Annotated in this window: 20 protein-coding genes; 5 read left to right on the plus strand and 15 right to left on the minus strand. The window is 49.8% G+C overall.

Translation table 11 applies throughout. The annotated features are described in order from the left end of the window. Window positions 1–30: 30 nt before the first annotated feature. Complete coding sequence (locus tag HMPREF9469_RS09405; protein WP_007861299.1) at window positions 31–276, minus strand: hypothetical protein; 246 nt, start codon at window positions 274–276, stop codon at window positions 31–33. Between the two features lie 748 nt (window positions 277–1,024). Here HMPREF9469_RS09405 and HMPREF9469_RS09410 point away from each other — a divergent pair. Then, on the plus strand, window positions 1,025–1,228 hold the full coding sequence (locus tag HMPREF9469_RS09410; protein ID WP_007861303.1) for a cold-shock protein: 204 nt from the start codon (window positions 1,025–1,027) through the stop codon (window positions 1,226–1,228). A 180-nt stretch (window positions 1,229–1,408) separates the two neighbouring features. Here HMPREF9469_RS09410 and HMPREF9469_RS09415 read toward each other — a convergent pair whose 3' ends face one another. The 4 genes from HMPREF9469_RS09415 to HMPREF9469_RS09430 all read right to left on the minus strand — a co-directional run bounded on the left by HMPREF9469_RS09415 (window position 1,409) and on the right by HMPREF9469_RS09430 (window position 5,687). Next, window positions 1,409–2,131: an NlpC/P60 family protein gene (locus HMPREF9469_RS09415; RefSeq protein WP_007861305.1), complete on the minus strand. Its 723-nt coding sequence runs from the start codon at window positions 2,129–2,131 to the stop codon at window positions 1,409–1,411. 226 nt (window positions 2,132–2,357) lie between these two features. Then, window positions 2,358–3,077 carry a C40 family peptidase gene (locus HMPREF9469_RS09420; protein WP_007861307.1) on the minus strand — a complete coding sequence of 240 codons (720 nt, stop codon included), beginning with the start codon at window positions 3,075–3,077 and terminating at the stop codon, window positions 2,358–2,360. Between the two features lie 166 nt (window positions 3,078–3,243). Next, window positions 3,244–3,750 carry an HAAS signaling domain-containing protein gene (locus tag HMPREF9469_RS09425; RefSeq protein WP_007861308.1) on the minus strand — a complete coding sequence of 169 codons (507 nt, stop codon included), beginning with the start codon at window positions 3,748–3,750 and terminating at the stop codon, window positions 3,244–3,246. Beyond that, window positions 3,750–5,687: a fructose-bisphosphatase class III gene (locus HMPREF9469_RS09430; RefSeq protein ID WP_007861309.1), complete on the minus strand. Its 1,938-nt coding sequence runs from the start codon at window positions 5,685–5,687 to the stop codon at window positions 3,750–3,752. Before HMPREF9469_RS09430 ends, HMPREF9469_RS09425 begins: the two co-directional genes overlap by 1 nt. Before the next feature lie 143 nt (window positions 5,688–5,830). Here HMPREF9469_RS09430 and HMPREF9469_RS09435 point away from each other — a divergent pair, with 143 nt between their 5' ends. Both HMPREF9469_RS09435 and HMPREF9469_RS09440 read left to right on the plus strand, forming a co-directional pair. After that, window positions 5,831–6,634, plus strand: coding sequence for an MBL fold metallo-hydrolase (locus HMPREF9469_RS09435; protein WP_007861310.1), 804 nt, complete (start codon window positions 5,831–5,833; stop codon window positions 6,632–6,634). A 54-nt stretch (window positions 6,635–6,688) separates the two neighbouring features. Continuing rightward, entirely contained in the window at window positions 6,689–7,531 is an 843-nt protein-coding gene (locus HMPREF9469_RS09440; RefSeq protein ID WP_007861311.1) for a LysM peptidoglycan-binding domain-containing protein, read from the plus strand. A 76-nt stretch (window positions 7,532–7,607) separates the two neighbouring features. Here HMPREF9469_RS09440 and HMPREF9469_RS09445 read toward each other — a convergent pair whose 3' ends face one another. From HMPREF9469_RS09445 to HMPREF9469_RS09470, 6 genes are all read right to left on the minus strand, one after another. After that, on the minus strand, window positions 7,608–8,792 hold the full coding sequence (locus HMPREF9469_RS09445; RefSeq protein ID WP_007861312.1) for an iron-containing alcohol dehydrogenase: 1,185 nt from the start codon (window positions 8,790–8,792) through the stop codon (window positions 7,608–7,610). Window positions 8,793–8,896: 104 nt separating this feature from the next. After that, on the minus strand, window positions 8,897–9,781 hold the full coding sequence (locus tag HMPREF9469_RS09450) for a carbohydrate ABC transporter permease (RefSeq protein ID WP_007861313.1): 885 nt from the start codon (window positions 9,779–9,781) through the stop codon (window positions 8,897–8,899). Between the two features lie 13 nt (window positions 9,782–9,794). Beyond that, complete coding sequence (locus HMPREF9469_RS09455) at window positions 9,795–10,745, minus strand: carbohydrate ABC transporter permease (RefSeq protein ID WP_007861314.1); 951 nt, start codon at window positions 10,743–10,745, stop codon at window positions 9,795–9,797. 140 nt (window positions 10,746–10,885) lie between these two features. Further along, entirely contained in the window at window positions 10,886–12,220 is a 1,335-nt protein-coding gene (locus tag HMPREF9469_RS09460; RefSeq protein WP_007861319.1) for an ABC transporter substrate-binding protein, read from the minus strand. A gap of 111 nt (window positions 12,221–12,331) precedes the next feature. Further along, window positions 12,332–13,189: a MurR/RpiR family transcriptional regulator gene (locus HMPREF9469_RS09465; RefSeq protein WP_007861328.1), complete on the minus strand. Its 858-nt coding sequence runs from the start codon at window positions 13,187–13,189 to the stop codon at window positions 12,332–12,334. A 75-nt stretch (window positions 13,190–13,264) separates the two neighbouring features. Further along, window positions 13,265–13,948 (minus strand): N-acetylmannosamine-6-phosphate 2-epimerase, encoded by a 684-nt coding sequence (locus HMPREF9469_RS09470; protein ID WP_007861330.1) that lies wholly within the window; start codon window positions 13,946–13,948, stop codon window positions 13,265–13,267. A 208-nt stretch (window positions 13,949–14,156) separates the two neighbouring features. Here HMPREF9469_RS09470 and HMPREF9469_RS09475 point away from each other — a divergent pair, with 208 nt between their 5' ends. Together HMPREF9469_RS09475 and HMPREF9469_RS09480 are read left to right on the plus strand one after the other, a co-directional pair. After that, window positions 14,157–15,074 carry a dihydrodipicolinate synthase family protein gene (locus HMPREF9469_RS09475; protein ID WP_007861332.1) on the plus strand — a complete coding sequence of 306 codons (918 nt, stop codon included), beginning with the start codon at window positions 14,157–14,159 and terminating at the stop codon, window positions 15,072–15,074. A 17-nt stretch (window positions 15,075–15,091) separates the two neighbouring features. Beyond that, on the plus strand, window positions 15,092–15,745 hold the full coding sequence (locus HMPREF9469_RS09480) for a GDSL-type esterase/lipase family protein (RefSeq protein ID WP_007861334.1): 654 nt from the start codon (window positions 15,092–15,094) through the stop codon (window positions 15,743–15,745). Window positions 15,746–15,891: 146 nt separating this feature from the next. Here the strand turns inward: HMPREF9469_RS09480 and HMPREF9469_RS09485 are convergent, their stop codons facing one another. The 4 genes from HMPREF9469_RS09485 to HMPREF9469_RS09500 all read right to left on the minus strand — a co-directional run bounded on the left by HMPREF9469_RS09485 (window position 15,892) and on the right by HMPREF9469_RS09500 (window position 19,796). Then, on the minus strand, window positions 15,892–17,082 hold the full coding sequence (locus tag HMPREF9469_RS09485; protein ID WP_007861335.1) for a BMP family ABC transporter substrate-binding protein: 1,191 nt from the start codon (window positions 17,080–17,082) through the stop codon (window positions 15,892–15,894). Continuing rightward, window positions 17,082–17,669 (minus strand): AAA family ATPase, encoded by a 588-nt coding sequence (locus tag HMPREF9469_RS09490; protein ID WP_007861336.1) that lies wholly within the window; start codon window positions 17,667–17,669, stop codon window positions 17,082–17,084. Before HMPREF9469_RS09490 ends, HMPREF9469_RS09485 begins: the two co-directional genes overlap by 1 nt. A 70-nt stretch (window positions 17,670–17,739) precedes the next feature. Beyond that, window positions 17,740–18,696: an ABC transporter permease gene (locus HMPREF9469_RS09495; protein WP_007861337.1), complete on the minus strand. Its 957-nt coding sequence runs from the start codon at window positions 18,694–18,696 to the stop codon at window positions 17,740–17,742. Next, on the minus strand, window positions 18,693–19,796 hold the full coding sequence (locus HMPREF9469_RS09500) for an ABC transporter permease (RefSeq protein ID WP_007861338.1): 1,104 nt from the start codon (window positions 19,794–19,796) through the stop codon (window positions 18,693–18,695). The genes HMPREF9469_RS09495 and HMPREF9469_RS09500 overlap by 4 nt, the downstream gene beginning before the upstream one ends. Window position 19,797 lies beyond the last annotated feature (1 nt).

The raw sequence follows: 19,797 nt of genomic DNA on the forward strand, positions 1-19,797 counted from the left end.
CCGGATCGATCTGCACAACAAACTGCCAGATTAGAAATTAGACTCATTTCTGCTGCTGTTGCGGCTGCTGTTCTGGGAATAATTCTGAGAATTGTTCTGAGAGCTGTTCTGAGAGCTGTTCTGAGAACTATTCTGGGACTTGTTCTGAGAACTGTTCTGAGAGCTGTTCTTGGAACTGTTCTGAGAATTGTTCTGGCTGTTATTCTGCTGATCCATGTTCTTGCAATTTCTTGAGCTGTTTTCCATGTCGTTGTTGTAGTTATTCTTGTTAGACATCTTCACTACCTCCTAAAAACACGTTTTTTTAGTTACAGCCTTAGTATGGCATAAATGCAGTCCTCTTATTCCAGAGAAAACAAAAAAATAAACAGAACGTCTGTCTGTTCTTATTCTAAAATTAAACAGGGTTCATTTTTCCATCTCTGGCAATTTTCATGAATTTTTTAATATGTCCACACACCATCTAACAGTAAAGTCCCTGTCCGCTTGTGACTTTGCCACGATAATTCCATGTCATTCCGGTCAAAAACCATCTCTTTTGCCCGCAAAAATGAGGAGCAAAAAAGACACCGTAGTGGAAATACAATAAAACCAAGGGATTGTTCACCGCTTTAAACATCCATATCGTCAAAATAAGGTTGCTTTTTTCCTGAAAATATATTATAAATAATATGAGGAAAAATGGTTTCCCTTAAACCATGACCTCATCCTTATTAATTATTTATACTCCCCTTGAGTAAACACCGGATAGCTCCCCTATCCGGTGTTTCTCCGTATGGGACATCTGGCGGTGGGACTTTTAACCGTAACTTTTGGCGTTGGAATCTCTGGCTGTGGAATCTCTGGCTGCCGATAAATTTCCCTCTTGACAAATCCCCTCCCCTATGATATATTAAAAAAGTATTTTTGATTAATTCTGATTTCACATATTTTTGTAAGTCATGAACGAGTTGATGATTTACAAAAATATGTGATTTTTATTTTTATTCAAGAAACACATATTATATTACAGGAGGTATCTTTCATGAACAAAGGTACAGTTAAGTGGTTTAACTCACAAAAAGGATTTGGCTTTATCACAAACGCAGAGAATGGCGAGGACATCTTCGTTCATTATTCAGGAATCGCTTCCAATGGCTTCAAGTCATTAGAGGATGGACAGTCCGTTACTTTTGACATTACCAATGGCAATCGTGGCTTACAGGCTGTTAATGTGTGCGTAGCTTAAGCATATACGTTTCGTGACAGATCAAAGGGGCACCGCAGGACCGGGAGTTTTGCAGGCTCCTTTTTTGCTGCCCGGACACAGGCCCGGCTGTCCTGGGAGGACATATTTAACAATTTCAGCGCAAAAGAACGCGCCCCGAGACTTTCGTCCCAGGGCGCGTCTTTTATTATATTTGAAAATCTATCCTAACACATTAATGATCTTAACCGGATTCCTGTAATTCCAGTTAGATATGGTAATACCCGTGCGCTCCGTGGAAGCATGTACAATCTGTCCGTTTCCAATATACATGGCCACGTGATTGATACCCCTTGTGCTGCCGTAAAACAGCAGATCTCCCGGCTGCATCTGGTCGGCTCCAATGGCCACACCCTGCTGGGCTTGTCCACCGGAAGAGCGGTTCATGCTGATGCCTGCGGAGTTCTGGAGCACGTATCTTGTAAATCCGGAACAATCCACACCTGTGCGGGGATCGCTGCCGCCGTATCTGTATCTTCCCCCTACAAACTGCATGGCATAATTAACCACCTGCTGCCTTTTGTAACTGTTGGAAGACTCCAGTGCATCCTGCTGCACTTCCGCCATCTCATCCGCCGCCACCTCTTCTACCGTAGCATTACCGGATACCGGAAGATATCCTTCGGTGTCGTTCACACGGATCTTCATCCATCCGTTTCCTAAATCCTCTAATACCTCGTATGTATTCCCTACCTGGGCTGTCATCAGTACTTCTTCGCTGTCTTGGCTTTTGTTGATATTCACACTCTCTGATGTAATGGTCGCTACATATGTACCTGCTGTAAATCCTGGTCCGATGGCTGCCAGGGATGTAAACGGATTCATTACCATCAGCATTCCGCACACAGCGCCTGTTCTTAAAAGTTGACTTAACATACGTTTCATTAAAAGGAAATCTCCCATCCTGTTTTAATGGTGAATGCAACCCTGTTCTTGATTTGTTACATAAGTGTTACATTCATTACGAATTTATTATATCACATTTTCATATTTCGTCAACATCTTTAGACATTTTTAATAATTTAAATATCATTTTTAACAATTTCAGTGCAAGATGTAACATATCAGGCGGATTAGAAGTGCGTCTCTGCAAAGCAAAAAACCTGCTGTCCTAAGACAGCAGGCTGACGATCTTAACCGGCTCCCGGTAATCGTATGGGGATGTTTTAATTCCCGTCTTTTCAGTGGAGGCGTGGACGATCTTGCCGTCTCCTATATACAAGGCCACATGGTTGATACCGCCTGAACCGCTGTAGAACAACAGATCTCCGGGCTGCATCTCCTCCACGGTCACCTGCTTCCCATAGGAAGACTGTCCCTTGGAAGAATGGGGCAGGGCGATGGAAGCTGAATTGGACAGCACATACCGCGTAAAACCGGAGCAGTCCACCCCACGGTTGGGGTCAACTCCGCCGTACACATATCTGCCTCCCACAAACTGCATGGCATATTCCACTACCTGACGGCGCTTTTTAACGTTCTCATCAACGGTTTCATGGGCTTTTTCCACCACGGATGCATTGCCCGTGGTCCGGATATACCCTTCCCGTCCTCCGGTGCGGATCTTTACCCATCCCTGGCCGGCGCCGGACAACGCCTCGTAGGTCTGGCCTCTCATGACCTGGCCCTGCTTTTCTGAACGCTCGCTTGCGTATGTATATACATCCACGGCCGGGGCTTCAATCTTCACCACATAGGATGACCGCGTCTTAACCTCTGCCTGCCTTGCAGCTGCCTGGCTGTCCTGGGGACATGCAATGGACAGACCTGCCACCAGGCACAGAACTCCCGATATCTTCAGTAACCCGTTCCAAAAATCACGTTTATTCAAACCTGTTTCCTGCCTTATATCCTTTTATTTCGATTACAATATGTTACGTAATTATTACATTTGTTAAAATAAAGTATATAATTATTTTACATATTTGTCAACTATAAGAGGATATTATTACAGCAGGATATCTCTGCCAGGGCTGTCCTTTTTCCAGAACAGCCCCTTATCTGCGGGGTCCCCTGAACATCCACACCACCATCATAACCAGGAGTATGGGCCAGATATAGGACAGGATCCAGCCTGCCAGGCCCATGATCCCAAAGAACACGGTCATGATCAGGAGAATAAAAAGGAATACCACCAGGCCTGCAATCAGCCTGACGTACCATTTACTGAAATCCACATAGTGGAATTTGGGGTCCTTATGGTAGGGATCCTGGCTCTCTCTCTGGGTGTATCCTCCCCCTGTCCCCTCATCATAAGCAGCGCCTGAGCCGTAAGTGTCAAACCCGTCCGGACGGTCTTCCGTATCCAGAGCGGCATCCACAATGGTCCTGGCAATGATCTTGGGACCGCCCAGCCCTTCAATGACCTCCTCCTCGGTATGTCCTTTGGCAGCCTCCTCCGTAATATAGGAATCATAATATCTCAGATTCTCCTGTATGATGGAATGGGGTACACGCCCTTCCAGCTCAGCTTTTAATCCCTGTAAAAATTCTAACTTACTCATTACTCAACCCTTTCTTTTATGGTACCTTCTCTGTAAGCCGCCACCAGCTCTTTTAAATCAGCGATTTGCCCCTTTAATTCCCGGCCTTTATCCGTGTCCGCCACCATGACCCTGGTTTTTACCTTTTCCACCACCGATACCTTAGGCGTGCTCTCTTTTTTGGGGTCAAAGGGCATGTGCTCCGCCAGGGCCAGGTGATGGGAATTATAGATCAGGGTATATCCCGCGATCCCCGTGGTGCTCTGATATGCCTTGGACAGCCCTCCGTCAATGATAAACAGCTTACCGCCTGCCTTCATGGGCTTTTCCCCGTCCTTTAACTTCACCGGCACATGACCGTTGATGATATGGGATCCCTCCACGGGAAGGCCAAATTCCTCCAATAAACGGTTGCAGAATTCTTCCTTCACACTCAGCTGGTAATATGGATTCATGACCTCCTTGTGGGTCGCCTTATCCTCCACAAAATAGTGCTCAAATGTGGTCATTTTGTCCTTTCCGAACACCGGTGACTTGGCTCCGCACCAGAGATACCACATCAGGTCCATGGCAGTCTCTTTCCCCGCAGTCCCCTCAGGCATAAAATATGCGTTCTGCATCTGCCGGTCAAAATAATCCATCAGCGCCTTTCCCTTGTAATCGACTCCGTCAATGGTGATGGTATCAAAGGTTCCGTCCTTTTTCATGGGTATGCAGCCATGGTACAGAAGATTGGAGTTGTAGCACTTATACATACCTCCGTGGGAATAGAGGAATTTAACGTGTTTGTGCAGAAGATCGCTGTGCTTAAAGGATGCCTGCAGGGTGCGCAGAAGTTCCTTTTCCCCCCTGGTCAGCTCCAGCGGATTCCCCGGATTCACAGTGGGCAGGTTCATATCCATCATGGGATATGGCCTTCCGTCAATGGACACGGTCCCCTGTTCAAAATCAATATTGTCAAGAAGGACCCGGTTCTCCATCCCGTACTCAGGATGGCGCTTCATCATGGCCCCCTCCACTTTAAACTGGATAATGGCAATGGCCTTATGCATCTTGGCAGCCAGGCCGGGGTCCACTGCATCATAGATATTCTCATCCAGTATCTTGGGCATAAACCGCACGCAGGCGTCATCCTGGTACACCCTGGCCGCAAACATGGAAAGGGGGCGAAGGTTGATGCCGTACCCGTCCTCCAGCACATCAAAGCTGTTATAGCTGATGGCAATGCGCAGCACATTGCAGATACAGGCCAGGTTGCCGGTTGCCGCCCCCATCCAGGAAATATCATGATTGCCCCACTGTACATCCACATCATGGAAATTCATCAGCTCATTCATGATAATGTCCGCCCTCGGCCCCCTGTCATAGATATCCCCTATAATATGAAGGTTATCAATGGTCAGGTTCTGGATCAAATGGCACAGCGCTATGATGAACTTGTCCGCAATGTTGTTGTCAATGATGGAGTGGATGATCTCATTGTAGTACAGCTTTTTGTTGTCATCATTGTAATCCACATGGAGCAGCTCATCAATAATGTAGGCAAACTCCCTGGGCATCTTCTTTCGCACCTTGGAGCGGGTGTACTTGGAGGATACCTCCTTGCAGCTCTGCACCAGCCGGTAGATGGTAATTTTCTGCCAATCCTCCGTAAAATGTCCCTGCTTTATCATTCTGCCCAGATTCCGCTCAGGATAGTAGATCAGATTTGCCAGCTGCACCTGTTCATCCTCAGGTATCAGGTGGCCGAAGGTGTCTTTGATCTTCTCTCTGGTAATACCGGAGGATGAGCGCAAAAGATGAATGAACGCTTCATATTCCCCATGGAGATCGCTGAAAAAGTATTCCGTTCCCTTTGGAAGGCTGCAGATTGCCATGAGATTGACGATTTCACTGGTCGCCGCCTTAACCGTGGGGTATTCCTTTGCCAGAAGCCGCAGATATGCCAAATCCCTCATTGTCATATTCTCCCCAATCACAATTGCATTTTGTTTAAAGTTATAGTAACATATTCTTAAGTAAATGAAAAGTTTTTCCAGCTGAACAAAGAGTTAATATTGATTAAGATTATCTAAAATTTTTTCTAAGGAGACGGAAATATATGGAAAATTTATATGTGTTTGGAACAGGAAATGCCCAGGCAACCCATTGCTATAACACCTGTTTCGCCCTCAGGGACGGGGATGAATACTTTATGGTGGATGCGGGCGGCGGCAACGGCATCCTGCGTATTCTGGAGGATATGGATGTAGACATATGCCATATCCACAACATCTTTGTGACCCATGAACACACGGATCATATCCTGGGAATCGTATGGATGGTGAGAATGATCGCAACCGCTATGAGAAAGGGCGCCTACGAGGGCGAACTGCAGATCTACTGCCACCAGGACCTGGTGGAAACCATTTCCACCATCTGCCGCCTGACCATGCAGGGCAAATTTTATAAGATGATCGGAAGCCGCATCTTCCTGGTTCCTGTGGAGGACGTGGAAACCGTCCATATCCTGGATTATGACGTGACATTTTTTGACATCCTTTCCACCAAAGCCAAGCAGTTTGGTTTTACCACCACCTTAAAGAACGGGCTTAAATTCACCTGTGCTGGAGATGAACCATACAATCCCGACTGCCGCGCCTATGTGGAGGGAAGTGACTGGCTTCTCCACGAGGCATTCTGCCTGTACCGGGACCGCGAAATATTTGCCCCCTATGAAAAGCACCACAGCACTGTCAAGGAGGCCTGTGAACTGGCCGGGGAGCTGAACATCCCAAACCTTGTGCTGTGGCACACGGAGGACAAACAGCTGGCCCAGCGCAAAGCACTGTACACAGAGGAAGGCAGGGAGTACTATCACGGCAATCTGCTGGTGCCTGAGGACAGGGAGATCATATCTCTCTAAGGAGCGGCCGCACTGCCATCTGAAAAGCCGCCGTATAAGAAAAGGAGGACCGGAATGACAAGATCAATGAGCAGGACAGGAAGGGTGATATTTTCTGCCCTCCTATTATTTGGTTCCATCTGCCTTTGTTCCGCTCTCTTTTTTCAGGCAGAAGCCCGGGCGGAGACCTCCGGCCCCGTGGGGCTGATGGAAGGAGTAAGCGACAGCAAGGGCAATCCTGTCCTGTATCCGCCCACGGATATTGAATTCAGTACCTCAGACCAGGGGTTTAATTTTAGCGGAGGGATCCACTGGTCCCATGAGCAAAACGCATATTCCGACCAGTTCATGCACGATCCGGTGAATCACTGGGATTCTGCTTTTCAATACACCTACTTCAGCCTGGACACGGATGTCTCCTATTTCAGCGAAGTGGAGATGGATGGAAAAACAGAACGGATCGAGGGCGCTTCTATTGAGCCCATGGCCATCTCCTCCGTGGAGGCCGTGAACGGAGCTCCCGCATCCGTATACCGGGCCAATCCCGATGCGGAGCCGGACCGCTGGTTCTCCCTGCTTCCTGACAAATACAAAGCCTATAAAGGGAAGGGAAAAACCATAAAAGTAACCCTGTATTTCCGCGTTCTGGATAAAGACGGGGTGGAACATACCATGCCTTTGGGCACCCACTTCTTCATGGACCGGCAGCCCGCCTATTACCAAGTCAACAGTGACGGATGGGGACACGAATACATGGTCCAGAAAGGAGACTGCCTTTCCAGCTTGGCAAACCTGTGGTACCACGACCCATCCCTTTGGCGGGAAATATATGAATGCAACCGTGATACCATTACAGACCCTGATGTGATCATTGCAGGGCAGATGATCCATATGCCGGAGCGGTTTGTGGTGAAATGATTTCTGCCCTGTATGAACATACGGGCCAGCGGTTCTCATCAACCGCTGGCCCGTATGTCCATTTCTTCTCTGTTTTTTATTCCCCCATGGCCATGCCATAGATCTCTATCATTTCTTCCTTGCCCAGTTCAACAATTCCTGACAATTTGCGCTGGCCCATATTGGTGCACTTTTCAGCCATCTCCTCAATACGGTCCCGCTCCACGCCCAGTTCCTTTAAGGTCACGGGCATGCCCAGGCTCTTGTAGAAATCCTCGGTGGCCTGTATTCCGGCCAGAGCCGTGTTCATGGGGTTTTCAAAATCCATGTCAATATTCCACACATTCACCCCATACCTGGCAAACCGGCTCACATCATGGGAACACACATATCTTGCCCAGGACGGCCACAGGGCAGAAAGGCCCGCGCCGTGGGCGATCTGCGGATACATGCCGGAAAGTTCATGCTCCATCTGATGCACCTGCATCAGAAAGCTTCTGCCCGCGCTGGTCAGTCCGTTGTGTGAAAGGCTTCCCGCCCACATAAGGGTCGCACGCGCCTCATAATTGTCCGGCTCCCTGTCCGCGATCCTTCCCGCCTCAATGGTGGACTTCAGGATTCCCTCCGCAATGCGGTCCGTAAGCATGGTGTCCCTGGTCCGGGTAAAGTACCGCTCCAGGGTGTGCATCATAATATCCACCGTGCCGCAGCCGGTCTGATATCTGCTTACGCTGTACGTCAGCTCAGGGTTGCAGATAGAAAACAGGGGGCGGTGGGTAGGACTGTTAAAGCCTCTTTTAAATCCGTTTTCCTCATTAGTGATCACGCAGGACGCGCTCATCTCACTGCCGGAAGCCGAAAGGGTAAGGATGGTGCCCACAGGCAGCGCTGTACGTGGAACCGCCTCATGGCGGAAGTAGCTCCACACATCCACTCCCGGATTGCCTGCTCCGTCCGCAATACATTTGGCCGAATCGATCACGCTTCCGCCTCCCACTGCCAGCACAAAGTCCACATGTTCCTTAAGGCACAGTTCGATCCCCTGCCTTACCATGGATAACGTAGGGTTGGCCTGCACTCCGCCCAGGGTCACACAGCCGATCCCCTCAGCTTTAAGGGCGTCCAGGACCGCATCCAAAAGCCCTGTCTTTTTGGCACTGGCTCCGCCAAAATGCACCAATACCCTGTGAAAACCATATTCTTTTACAATTTTCCCCACTTGCAAATGGGTTTCCTTTCCAAATATCACCCGGGTGGGTATAAAAAACTCAAAATTTTCCATGATGATCCGTTCTCCTCTCCACATGTAAAATAGAACCTAATGGTATTCTATCACGAACCATCTCATGCTTCAAGTGCCGGGCCGCCAAGGACCGGGCTCTGCTCTTATCCCTTAACAGCACCCATGGTAATGCCCTGGGTGAAATACTTCTGGAAGCAAAGGAACACAATAATGATAGGAACAGAAGCCAGGGCAGCTCCTGCCATAATAAGCCCAAAGTCATTGGACATCTCGCTCAGCTTGCTGGCAATACCCAGGGCAATGGTCTTGGACTCATTCTGGGTCAGCATGACCAGCTGCAGAGGATACTCGTTCCAGGAATTGATAAAGGTAAAGATCGCCAGGGCGCCGAATCCCGGTCTGATGATGGGGAACGCCACATTGATAAAGGTTGTCAGTTCACCGGCGCCGTCAATACGGGCAGCTTCCAGCAGGGAAACAGGGATATTTTCAGAAAACTGTTTCATCATGAACACGCCAAAGGGCCAGCCCACCACGGGACAGATCACTGCAAACATGGAGCCCCACACGGAGTGGATCAATCCCAGATCCGACATTTCCTTCATCAATGGAATAAGGATAACCTGTTTGGGAAGCGCCATGGCGCACACAAAAAGGCTGAATATCAGTCTTTTACCCCAGAAGCGTTTCTTTGCCAGGACATAGCCTGCCAGGGATGCGGTGATACAGGTAAGTATCATGGCTGTCGCCGAGATAAACACGCTGTTGAACAGCCACCGGATCGCCATGGGCATACCTATGCCAAACAGTTCTGTCTTGCTCTTAAACAGCCTTGCAAAGTTGTCCCAGGAAACAGTGGTGGGGATCCATTTGACCATCTCACCCGACTTGATGATGATATCGCTCTTTTCCTTTACAGATCCGGTGACGATCCAATAAAGGGGAAAGAGGAAAAATACAGCCAGGAACACAAGGATGATAACCGTGACCACATAATAAGGAGATACTATTTTCTTTTTGCCTGTCATATGTTTTGTCCTCCTATTCTGTTGTTCCGCCGTTCATGACCTTAAACTGCAGGGCGCTGAACAGGGCGATCACGATTGCCAGGACGACACCCATTGCATCGGCATAGCCAAACTCCTTGGTTGTCTTGAACGCAATCTCATATAATAGGTACATAACCGTGCTGGTGCTGTAATTAGGCCCGCCTGAAGTCAGCAGCTGGATCAGGGCAAAGCACTGGAAGCTGTTGATGGTAGTGATGACGGCAACATACAGCGTGGTGGGCATGATGGATGGCCACTTGATGCGCCAGAATACCTGGAAGCTGTTGGCGCCGTCAACCTTGGCAGCCTCCTCCAGGGAACTGTCCACATTGCCCAGGGCAGCTACATAGAGGACAATGGGCTGGCCAATGGAGGTAGTGAACAGGATCAGGATGATACACCACAAAGCCATGGATTCGCTGGCGGTCCAGGGAAGAGGCTGGCCCCCAAAACTCCTGATCACATAATTGAGAAGACCGTCATATTTGTCAAACATCCACTTCCAGACCACAACAACCGCTACCGAACCGGTGACTACCGGCAGGTAAAAGACGCAGCGGAAAAATGAACGGATACCGGAACGCATTCTGTAGATAGCGGAGCCTACCCATAGGGAGAATGCGGTAACGGCGGGAACTGAGACTGCCACAATGATCACGGTGTTGACAGCCGATTTCAGGAATATCTTATCCTTAAAAAGACGGATGTAATTCTCCAAACCCACGAACGTTCCTTTGGGATCCGCAAAGCTGGCGTTGGTAAAGCTGGTAATAACACCCATTGCCATAGGAGTGATGACAAACCCCACAAAGAAACACAATGCCGGAAGCAGGAACAGATATGAGACCATGGTCTCCCTGCGCTGAAGGACCATGCTGCGCGCCGGCGCCTTTTCCTTCCCGGGCCTTCTCTCCTTTTGCTTGGAAACAGTTGTTTTTTCCATATTCTTTCATTCCTCTCTAAAGATTGGTTCAAAATATCCGTTCTGAACGGATGCAGGAAACATCCCATCCAAACATGTTCTGAAAGCAGACTCCCTCCCCCCGCACCCGGCAGAGGAAGGGAGTCCATGGTATATTTCAGTTAGTTGCTGTTTGCAGATGCGTTAAACTCATCTGCTGCCGCCTGTGGGTCGGTACCGTTAAATACCTGCTGCAGCATGTTGAACCACAGAGGACGCATAGCGGCAAATCCGGCGCGTGTGTTGTAATAAGGGCCATAGTACTGGCTCCAGGAAGCCAGCATAGCTTTGTGCTCGTCTCCGGGATATAAATCGCCAAAGGAGGTGCGGACCGGGAATGCATTGGTCTTAACCACGCTCTTTGGTCCCCATTCAGGATCGTCACAGATAAATTTAATAAACTCTTTGGATGCGGCTGCGCGGGCATCTGACTTATTATCAAATACACAGAAACCGTTTACCAGGTATTCCAGAGAAGGCTTGCCGTCCTCAGATGGGAATGGCACTGCGATCTGGGTATAATCTTCAGATGCGTAGGTGATCTCTGCGGATGTGCCAAAGCAGAAGGTCATGGCGCAGGTCTCCTGCTGGAACTTCTGCAGTTCATCAGCAGCAGCCATATCAAATCCAGCGTCAATGGACTTGTTATCGTACATTTCCTTTAAAAGTGTAAGGGCCTTAACACCGTTTGCGTCAATGTTCCACGTTCCGTCAGAACCCACGATGGAAGAACCGTATAAGTTGTTCACCAGTGCGCGGGTGCCCTGGTCGCCGCCCTGTCCGCCGCAGTATACAATACCCGGAACCTGAGTGGGAGCTGCATCCCGAAGGGCTTCACACATCTTAACAAAGTTTTCCGTTGTCCAGGTACGGTCCCCTTCCAGGTTCACGTACTGAAGCGCATCTGCTTTCTCCAGCGCTTCCTTGTTCAGACCCATATAGAATGGAGAGGAAGAAATCGGATACATCCAGGCTGTGCCGTCCGCGCCCACGCAGGTTTCCACAAGTGACTGGCTGGTAAGGTCGCTCTTAAGGTCACCCAGTATATCATCCAGGGAAACCAGGTATCCCGCCTCGCCAAACTCAATGATACGGCCCGGGGCGTCAAAAAGGATATCAGGTGCAGTGCCTGAGGTAAGGGCTGCCGTCAGTTTATCCGGTCCGGATGTAAAGTCTATGTACTCAACCTTAACCTTTATGTCGGAATGAGCGGCGTTAAATGCGTCAACCACCTCCTGCTCATAACCGGTATCCACACCAAATGTGGGGAATGCCCACCAGGTGATCTCCGTCACTTCCGAAGCAGATCCTGCTGTTGTCTCAGCGTCCGCCCCCGCTGCGGTAGTCTGCGCTGCTGCAGGCGCTGCAGTGGTCTCTGCCGGTTTGCCTCCGCCACAGCCAGACAGGGCTCCAACCGCTAATGCTGTTGCCAAACCAAGAGATAAAACTTTTTTCATGATTTCTCCTCCTTGAAATATTTGATAAACTCATTATATATAAGAAAAATAATTTTGTCAATAAATTATAAAAAAAATATTTTTTTCTATTTTGTTCGACAGTTTTTCCACCTAGCAAAGTTTTTCCAGGACAGAGGCCGAAGTTTTTTCGTTATTTTTACTACAAACATCAAAATAACGCCTGTAATATTCTGAGTACATTAAGTCGATCAAAAACAGCTGGCTGATCTCCGCAGAGGTGGAGCCGCCCTGAAGCGGTCCCTCATTTGCCCCGCACAAAAGCACCAGGTCCGCGTAGGAGGTCAAAGGTGATTTTACAAATCTGGTAACGCAGATGATCTTCGCCCCTGCCTTTTTTGCCACCTCCGCCACATGAATGGTATCCTTGGTGGCGCCGGAATAGGAAAACAGGACCGCCACATCCTCCTTTTTCATCATGGACGCCACCATGGCCTGCATGTGGGAATCCTGCATACAATACACCTTGGGCTCGATGCGAAGGAACTTATTGGTTGCCTTAAGGGCGGTCAGAAGACTGGCGCCCACCCCGAAAAAGCAGATTCTGTCCGCCTGTCCAAGGTAGTCGATGGCTTTCAGGAAATGCTCCGTATTCAGAAGGGAAAATGTCTCAGTCAGGGCATTGATATTAGTATTGAGCACCTTTTGCGACAGTTCCTCAAAAGAGTCCTCCAGGCTGATATTGCCGGCAAGCCGCTCCATGTCCTTGCCGTCCCCCTCGTGAAGGCTCAGGGACAACATCATCTTAAACTCCTGATACCCCTTCAGATTCATGGTCTTACAGAAACGGAACACACTGGTGTCCCCCACATCACAGGCCTCGGCCAGGTCCGTGATGGACATAAACAGCACATCCTTGGGATGCTGCAGGATATAATCCGCCACCTTCTTTTCCGCTTTTGTAAACTGATTATATACCGCCCTTACTTTTATCAAAAAGTCTCCTTGCATAGTAACCTCCTGTCTGTCTTAAATCTTCCGTCTTAAATCCTCTGTCTTAAATCCTGTCATAAAATAAATCCCTGCCTAGCGGATGGCGGACACAAACCTCTTTGTGATCTCCATGGGCCTGGTGATGGCTCCTCCGATAACCGCTGCCAGCACCCCTGCGTCCAGGGCGGCCTTTAACTGCTCCGGAAGCCAGATCCCGCCCTCTGCGATCACCGGTTTGCCGCAGTCTTTCACCAGGCGTTTCATCAGATCGATATTAGGCAGCTGTGCTCCCAGCGTATAACTGGTATATCCATTCATAGTGGTGCCGATCAGATCAAAGCCGATCTCCGCCGCACGGATCCCCTCCTCATAGTTTGAACAGTCAGCCATAAACAGCTGGTCGGGGTATTTCTCCCGTACCTCAATGAAAAATTCTTCCAATGTCCGGCCATCCGGGCGCTGCCTGCAGGTCGCGTCTGTGGCAATGATCTCCACACCACAGGCGGCAAGGGCATCGATCTCCTTCATCGTTGGTGTGATGTATACGTCACAGTCTCCATATACTTCCTTGATGATTCCGATAATAGGGAGATCCACTGTCTTTTTTATTTCCTCAATATCCACAACCGTATTGGCCCGGATCCCAACCGCCCCGCCCAGCATGGCTGCATATGCCATCCGCGACATGATATAGGAACTGTAAAGCGGTTCCTCTTTTAATGCCTGGCAGGAAACAATCAGGCCTCCTTTGATTTGTTCCAGCACACTTTCACACATATTTGTTCTCCTCCTGCTTTTTTTTATGCATTTTTTCTATATTAACTCAACTATAGCATGTATAAAAAATTTTTTCAACATAAAATATAAACAAAAAAAAGTTTCTGCTTTTTATTGATTTTTTGTCTTCTCAATGGTATGATTCAACTATGATACCCTCGGTAGACAAGGGCACCAATGAATCTTTTATAAAAGGCGGGGAAATATTATGTCAAAGTATGATGTCAACAAATTCAAACAGGTCACCGTTGCTCTTAACACTCCCTTTCAGCCGGACGGCAGTGTGGATCTAAAGGCTGTCAGGGCCGTGGTCAATTATTTTTACAACAAGGGGATACGGCAGATGTACGTGTGCGGAAGTACGGGGGAAGGCTTTCTGCTGGATACGCAGGAGCGGATGGCGGTGACGGAAACCGTGGTGGAGGAAGCGGCCGGAAGGATGAACATCATTGTTCACGTGGGCTGCCCGGATACCAGGCATTCCGAAGAACTGGCAAGGCACGCAGAAAAAGCCGGCGCCAATGCCACCTCTGCTGTTCCATGTGTATACTACCGCATGGGCGAAGAAAGCGTGTTCCAGCACTGGACCAGGATCACAGAGGCAGCGGATCTCCCATTTTTCATCTATAACATCCCCCAGCTCACAGGCTTTAACCTTTCCATGGACCTGTTCAGGCGTATGCTGGAGAATGAAAAAGTAGCCGGCATCAAATGCTCTTCCGACCCGGCCCAGGACATCCTGCGCTTTAAGCTGGCCGGCGGAAAGGATTTCCTTGTATTCAACGGACCGGACGAGCAGTTTATCGCGGGCCGTCTCATGGGCGCTGACGCAGGGATCGGCGGCACCTACGGCGCTATGCCTGAATTATATTTAAAGATGGACGATCTGGTTAACCGGGGCGAATGGGAGAAGGCACAGATGGTACAGAACCTGGTGACGCCTCTGATCTACCGTCTCTGCTCCTTTGCATCCATGCACGGTGCTGTAAAGGGGATCATTTCCCTGGACGGCTGTCCCATGGGTGACCCACGGCTTCCATTCCTGCCCGTGGCCCTTGACGATCCACAGCTGGCGGCCCTGTACCATGACATCAGGCAGGCTGTTAAAGATACAAAGGACCTGTAGATCCAGGAGGCGCGCTGATGAAAAAAAGACATATTGTATGCTTCGGCGATTCCAACACCCACGGCTACCGCGCTTCGGATGACGGCCGCTATGATGAGCAGGAGCGCTGGACCTGCCTTTTGCAGAAACAGCTGGGGGATAATTATCTGATCATAGAGGAAGGGCTGTCCGGACGGACCACCTGCTTTTCAGACCCCATCCACGAGGGGCTGTCCGGCCTGGACTACATCTATCCCTGTCTCATGAGCCACGAGCCGGTGGACCTGCTGGTCATCATGCTGGGGACCAATGATACAAAGGAGCGTTTCGGCGCCTCCGCCGCGTGCATTGCCCTGGGCCTAAAGCGCCTGATTGCCAAGGCTGCTTCCACTTTTGACGCCTGGAGAACAGGCAGGGCCAACATCCTGGTGGTCACGCCCAAGTCCATTGACAAGCGCTATGAGGCCACACAGGTTGGCAAGACCATGGGTATGGGCTGCGCTGAGAAATCAGAAGGCCTGGCCCAAGAATTTGAAGGAATCGCATCCCAGATGGGGTGCCATTATCTGGACGCCAATACCGTGGTAACGGAACAGAACCATTATGACTTTATGCATCTGACAAAAGAGGGGCATCAGGAACTGGCTGATGCATTGGCGGAAGTGATATCTTCCTTATTTAACTCACAATAAGAAATGAAATAAAGAGGCAAACCACACGATAGCCCCAAGGCACAAACTCTTCTGTGCTTTGGGGCCATCGCGCGGTTTACCTCTTTTTTATCTTATCTTTCTTTTTTCCAATCTTCCAGCATTCCAATCAGCTGCCTTTTCTTCCCTTACTGGCAATTCTCATTAATGAATGCCTTTACCTCATCCTGTCCCTTGCCGATGGCGCTCTTAACTTCAATGGAGCCATCCGCGATTCCGGCCTTTGCTTCCTCTAACTTCGCTTTGCCCTCATCGGACAGTGCTCCGTTTAACTGGTCGCCTTCCACAATGCCTACAGCGCCGTCAGACAGTCCAAGGACCTCATACTCTCCATATGGCAGAGTGCCGTTGTCCAGGTATTCCCCGATCACGTTGTAAACAGCATTGCCCACTTCCTTCACAACAGAGGTCAGGAACTTCTCCTGGATCGCCTTGTCATCCTCATAAAGCTGGGACTGGTCGCTGTCCACGCCGATCACGAACTTCTGGGCCTCCTCCGCCGCATTGTGGACGCCGTTGCCGGATCCGCCTGCACACGCAAAGATCACGTCCGCACCTGCATCGTTGTACTGGGTCATGGCCTGGGTCTTGGCTGTGTCGGGATCATTCCATGCGCCTACATAGTTGTATACGATCTTGATGTCAGGGTTGTAGTACTGGGCGCCCTGGATATAACCCCACAGGAATTCCTGGATGACCAGGGACTCGTCCATGCCGCCGATAAAGCCGATCACATTGGTGGGATCCATGCCCTCTGCGCCGTTGGCTGCAACATCAGCCGCAGCAATACCGCCCAGGAACGCTGCCTGGCTTGTGGCAAAGTCCACGCCGTATGCATTGTTGTTCTCACACTGGTCGATCACATCCTCACTGATAATGGTAAAGGCAATGTCAGGATACTCATTGGCAACCTCCACCAGGTTGTCCTTAAAGTCGGAAGCAGTGATGATCAGGTCAGCACCTTTATCAGCGGCTTCATACATGGCCTGCAGGTTTGCCTGAAGGTCAGCCGTTGTCTCCACCACATGCACGTCCGCCCTGTCTGCGTAATCTGCCACGGCGCGGTCGCCGCCTGCTGCCATGCTGTCCCAATAGGACAAGTCGCCCCTGTCGCGGATGAACACATATACCTGCTTTTTCTCGCCGCTGTCAGCTGCTTCACCTGCATCCTTACCCGCTTGTGCGCCGGCCTCTGCCTTTGGCTCATTGCCCTTGGCCGCCTCTGTGGTTTTGCCTCCGCCGCCACAGCCTGTGAGCATTGCGCCCGCCATTACGGCTGACATTGCCAGTGCTGCAATCCTTTTCCAGTTCTTCATCATTACTTGTCCTCCTTTTTCTGTTCTGCTTCTTTTTTACACATTTCATAAAGCTTTAAACGGTAGGAATCATCATACTCATCCCAGAGCGGCTGTACCTTGCTGGCCTCATCCAGGAAATAGAAGACGTCCCTTCCCATTGCCCTTCCCTTAATGGTATGCATGTCGACTGCATATTCCGGGATCTCAGGAACATATCCCGCCTCGAATTCCCTCATGATGATATTCTTGATATGGTCTGTTGAGCGCTCTTTTTGGCATCTGCACATATAGCGGATCGCATGCATGAAGAAAATAGGCCTGTCCCCGTCCATATATGGGTATTCCTTGTGAAGGTCGTACATGGTCTTTACAAAAACAGGCGCCTGGGTATCCCCAAAGCCCACATCCTCCACAGAGATCACCAGCAGACGGTTCCACATTTTCTCCTCATGGAATGTGGATGTGATGTAAAGCTCATATGCCATGCGCAGGGCCGTTTCCTCCTCCGCCCTTCTGATGCACTTTTGCATTGCAGAGATGACCAGATCTGCCTCCAGACCATTTTTTGTTCTTGTGTTTGACCATGGATCATAATATTCCTGTGCCATTTTTTATTGTCCTCCTCTTTGTTATTGTGTACTCCCCAAGTCTCAGGAAACTATGAGAGTACACTGTTTATCATGCTGCCTGTTGGGAGCGTAATTGCTCCAGGCTTGCAAGCTTTTCTTTTCTGCGCGCTACCATTTTCCGGATGGACTGGATAATGACCAGCACCAGGATGATAAACAGATATGGGAACGCTTCAATGAGTTTCAGGTCGATCTTGCTGTAAAGCTGCAGGTAAACGGTGATGGTATCGGAAAATCCGTAAAGCAAAGAGCTTAAACACCCCACAATGGGATTGCCCTGGCTCATGGCATCCATTGCAAGGGACATGTAACCCCTGCCCGCCACCATTCCTGTTGTAAATGATTTAAGAGCGCCCATGGAAAGATACATGCCTCCAAAGGCACAGGATATCCCACAGATGGCAAGGGCTGCAAACTGGTGCTTTAGCACGCTGAGCCCAGCTGCCTTTGCCGCTGCCGGATTCTCTCCCACGGCCCGGATATTGATGCCCAGTTTTGTCTTATAGAGCATCCATGCGGTCACCGCCACGATCCCCCACGCTATGTAGGTCACAAGGTTTTGTCCGGAAAATATGGTTCCCAGGACCGGTATATCCTTTATGACCGGTATGTTCACAACCGGGAAGGTAAGGCTTTTCAGCGCGCTGGAGTTGGCCTTGCTGCCCGTGAGCATAACCAGCACAAACACGGTCCCGCCGGTTGCGATCAGGTTCACGGCAACGCCGCAGGCATTCATGGCCCCTTTCATGACCAGGGCAAAATAGCCGAATACAAACGAGATGAACACTCCCATGACCACGGCCGTCAGGCAGCCGACCCACAGGTTCTGCGTAAAGGCGCTGGCAATCACGCCTGTGAGCGCGCAGATCAGCATGGTTCCCTCAATGGCCAGGTTGAATATCCCTGATTTTGTCATCATATTAGCTGCAAGGGTTGCAAGCATAACCGGTGTTGTACTTGCCAGCACTGTTTTCCAGAATGTGGGTGATAAAAAGAACTCCATCATGCTGCTGCACCTCCTTCTTCTGCTTCTGCCTGTTTAAGGGACATCTTCTGGTCATGGCGCTGCTTCAAAAAGTACAGGAATCTCTGGGATGCAACCAGAAGGATGATGATCCCCTGTAAAAATGTCACGATCTCCGGATCCAGATCCGTTGACCTGGACATGATTTCCGCACCCACTCTCAGGTATGCGATAAAGAATGCAGTCAGTGGAATAAAGGTGGGGTTGCCGTTGGCAAGCATATAGATCAGAAGTCCGTCCCACACGTAAGCGGTCTGGGACTGCCACTGGAAACGCTTGTACACTCCCACGATCTCAATGGCCCCTCCCATGCCGGCAATGGCTCCGCCGATAAACTGGGCCATCAGGATCACAAACCCGGTCTTAATGCCTGAAGCCTTTGCAAAGGCCGGATTGCTTCCCGTCACCCGCACCTTGTATCCAAAGGAGGTCTTGTTCATCAGGAAGATCACAAACAGGGTCACCGCAATGACAATGACAAAACCGTAGTGCAGGGTGGTCCCCTTGATCATGGTCCCCAGCTTTGCGTGGTCCGGAAACTTGTAGCTTCCCCAGCTTCCGCTTTTCTCCAGGAAAAAGGAACTGATAATGGACAGCCCGAAATAATAGAAAATGGAATTGGCCATAATGGCCAGCACCACCGGGTTTACCTTGGTGTACTTATTTACAATGACAGGCAGCATGGAGATCACACCGCCCACCACGGCTGCCGCCAGGATCAGCGCCAGCTGGTGCAGGCCGTTTGGAAGGGGGCATGCAATGGCAATGGCGGTGGCAACAACTGCGCCCATGTAAAAGGATGCGTCTGAACTGATATTGAAAATACCGCTCTTTAAGCACAGGGTCAGCCCCAGACCGGTGAATACCAGAGGAATGGCCCTTACCACAACATTAAAGAAGCTTCTCTTGGTCTCCAGGGGTCCCAGCATCAGCTTTTGGATAGCCAGCCCAGGTGTCTGGCTGACAAAAAAGATGATGACAAAGACAAGGAGGATGGAGAGCAGCAGAGCTGCCGCGATCCGCATGACACTGAAATAATCCATGATATCAAATGGCTTTTTATTCTGATTCTTATTCTCCATG

Source organism: [Clostridium] citroniae WAL-17108 (assembly GCF_000233455.1).
GTDB classification, from domain to species: Bacteria; Bacillota; Clostridia; order Lachnospirales; family Lachnospiraceae; genus Enterocloster; species Enterocloster citroniae.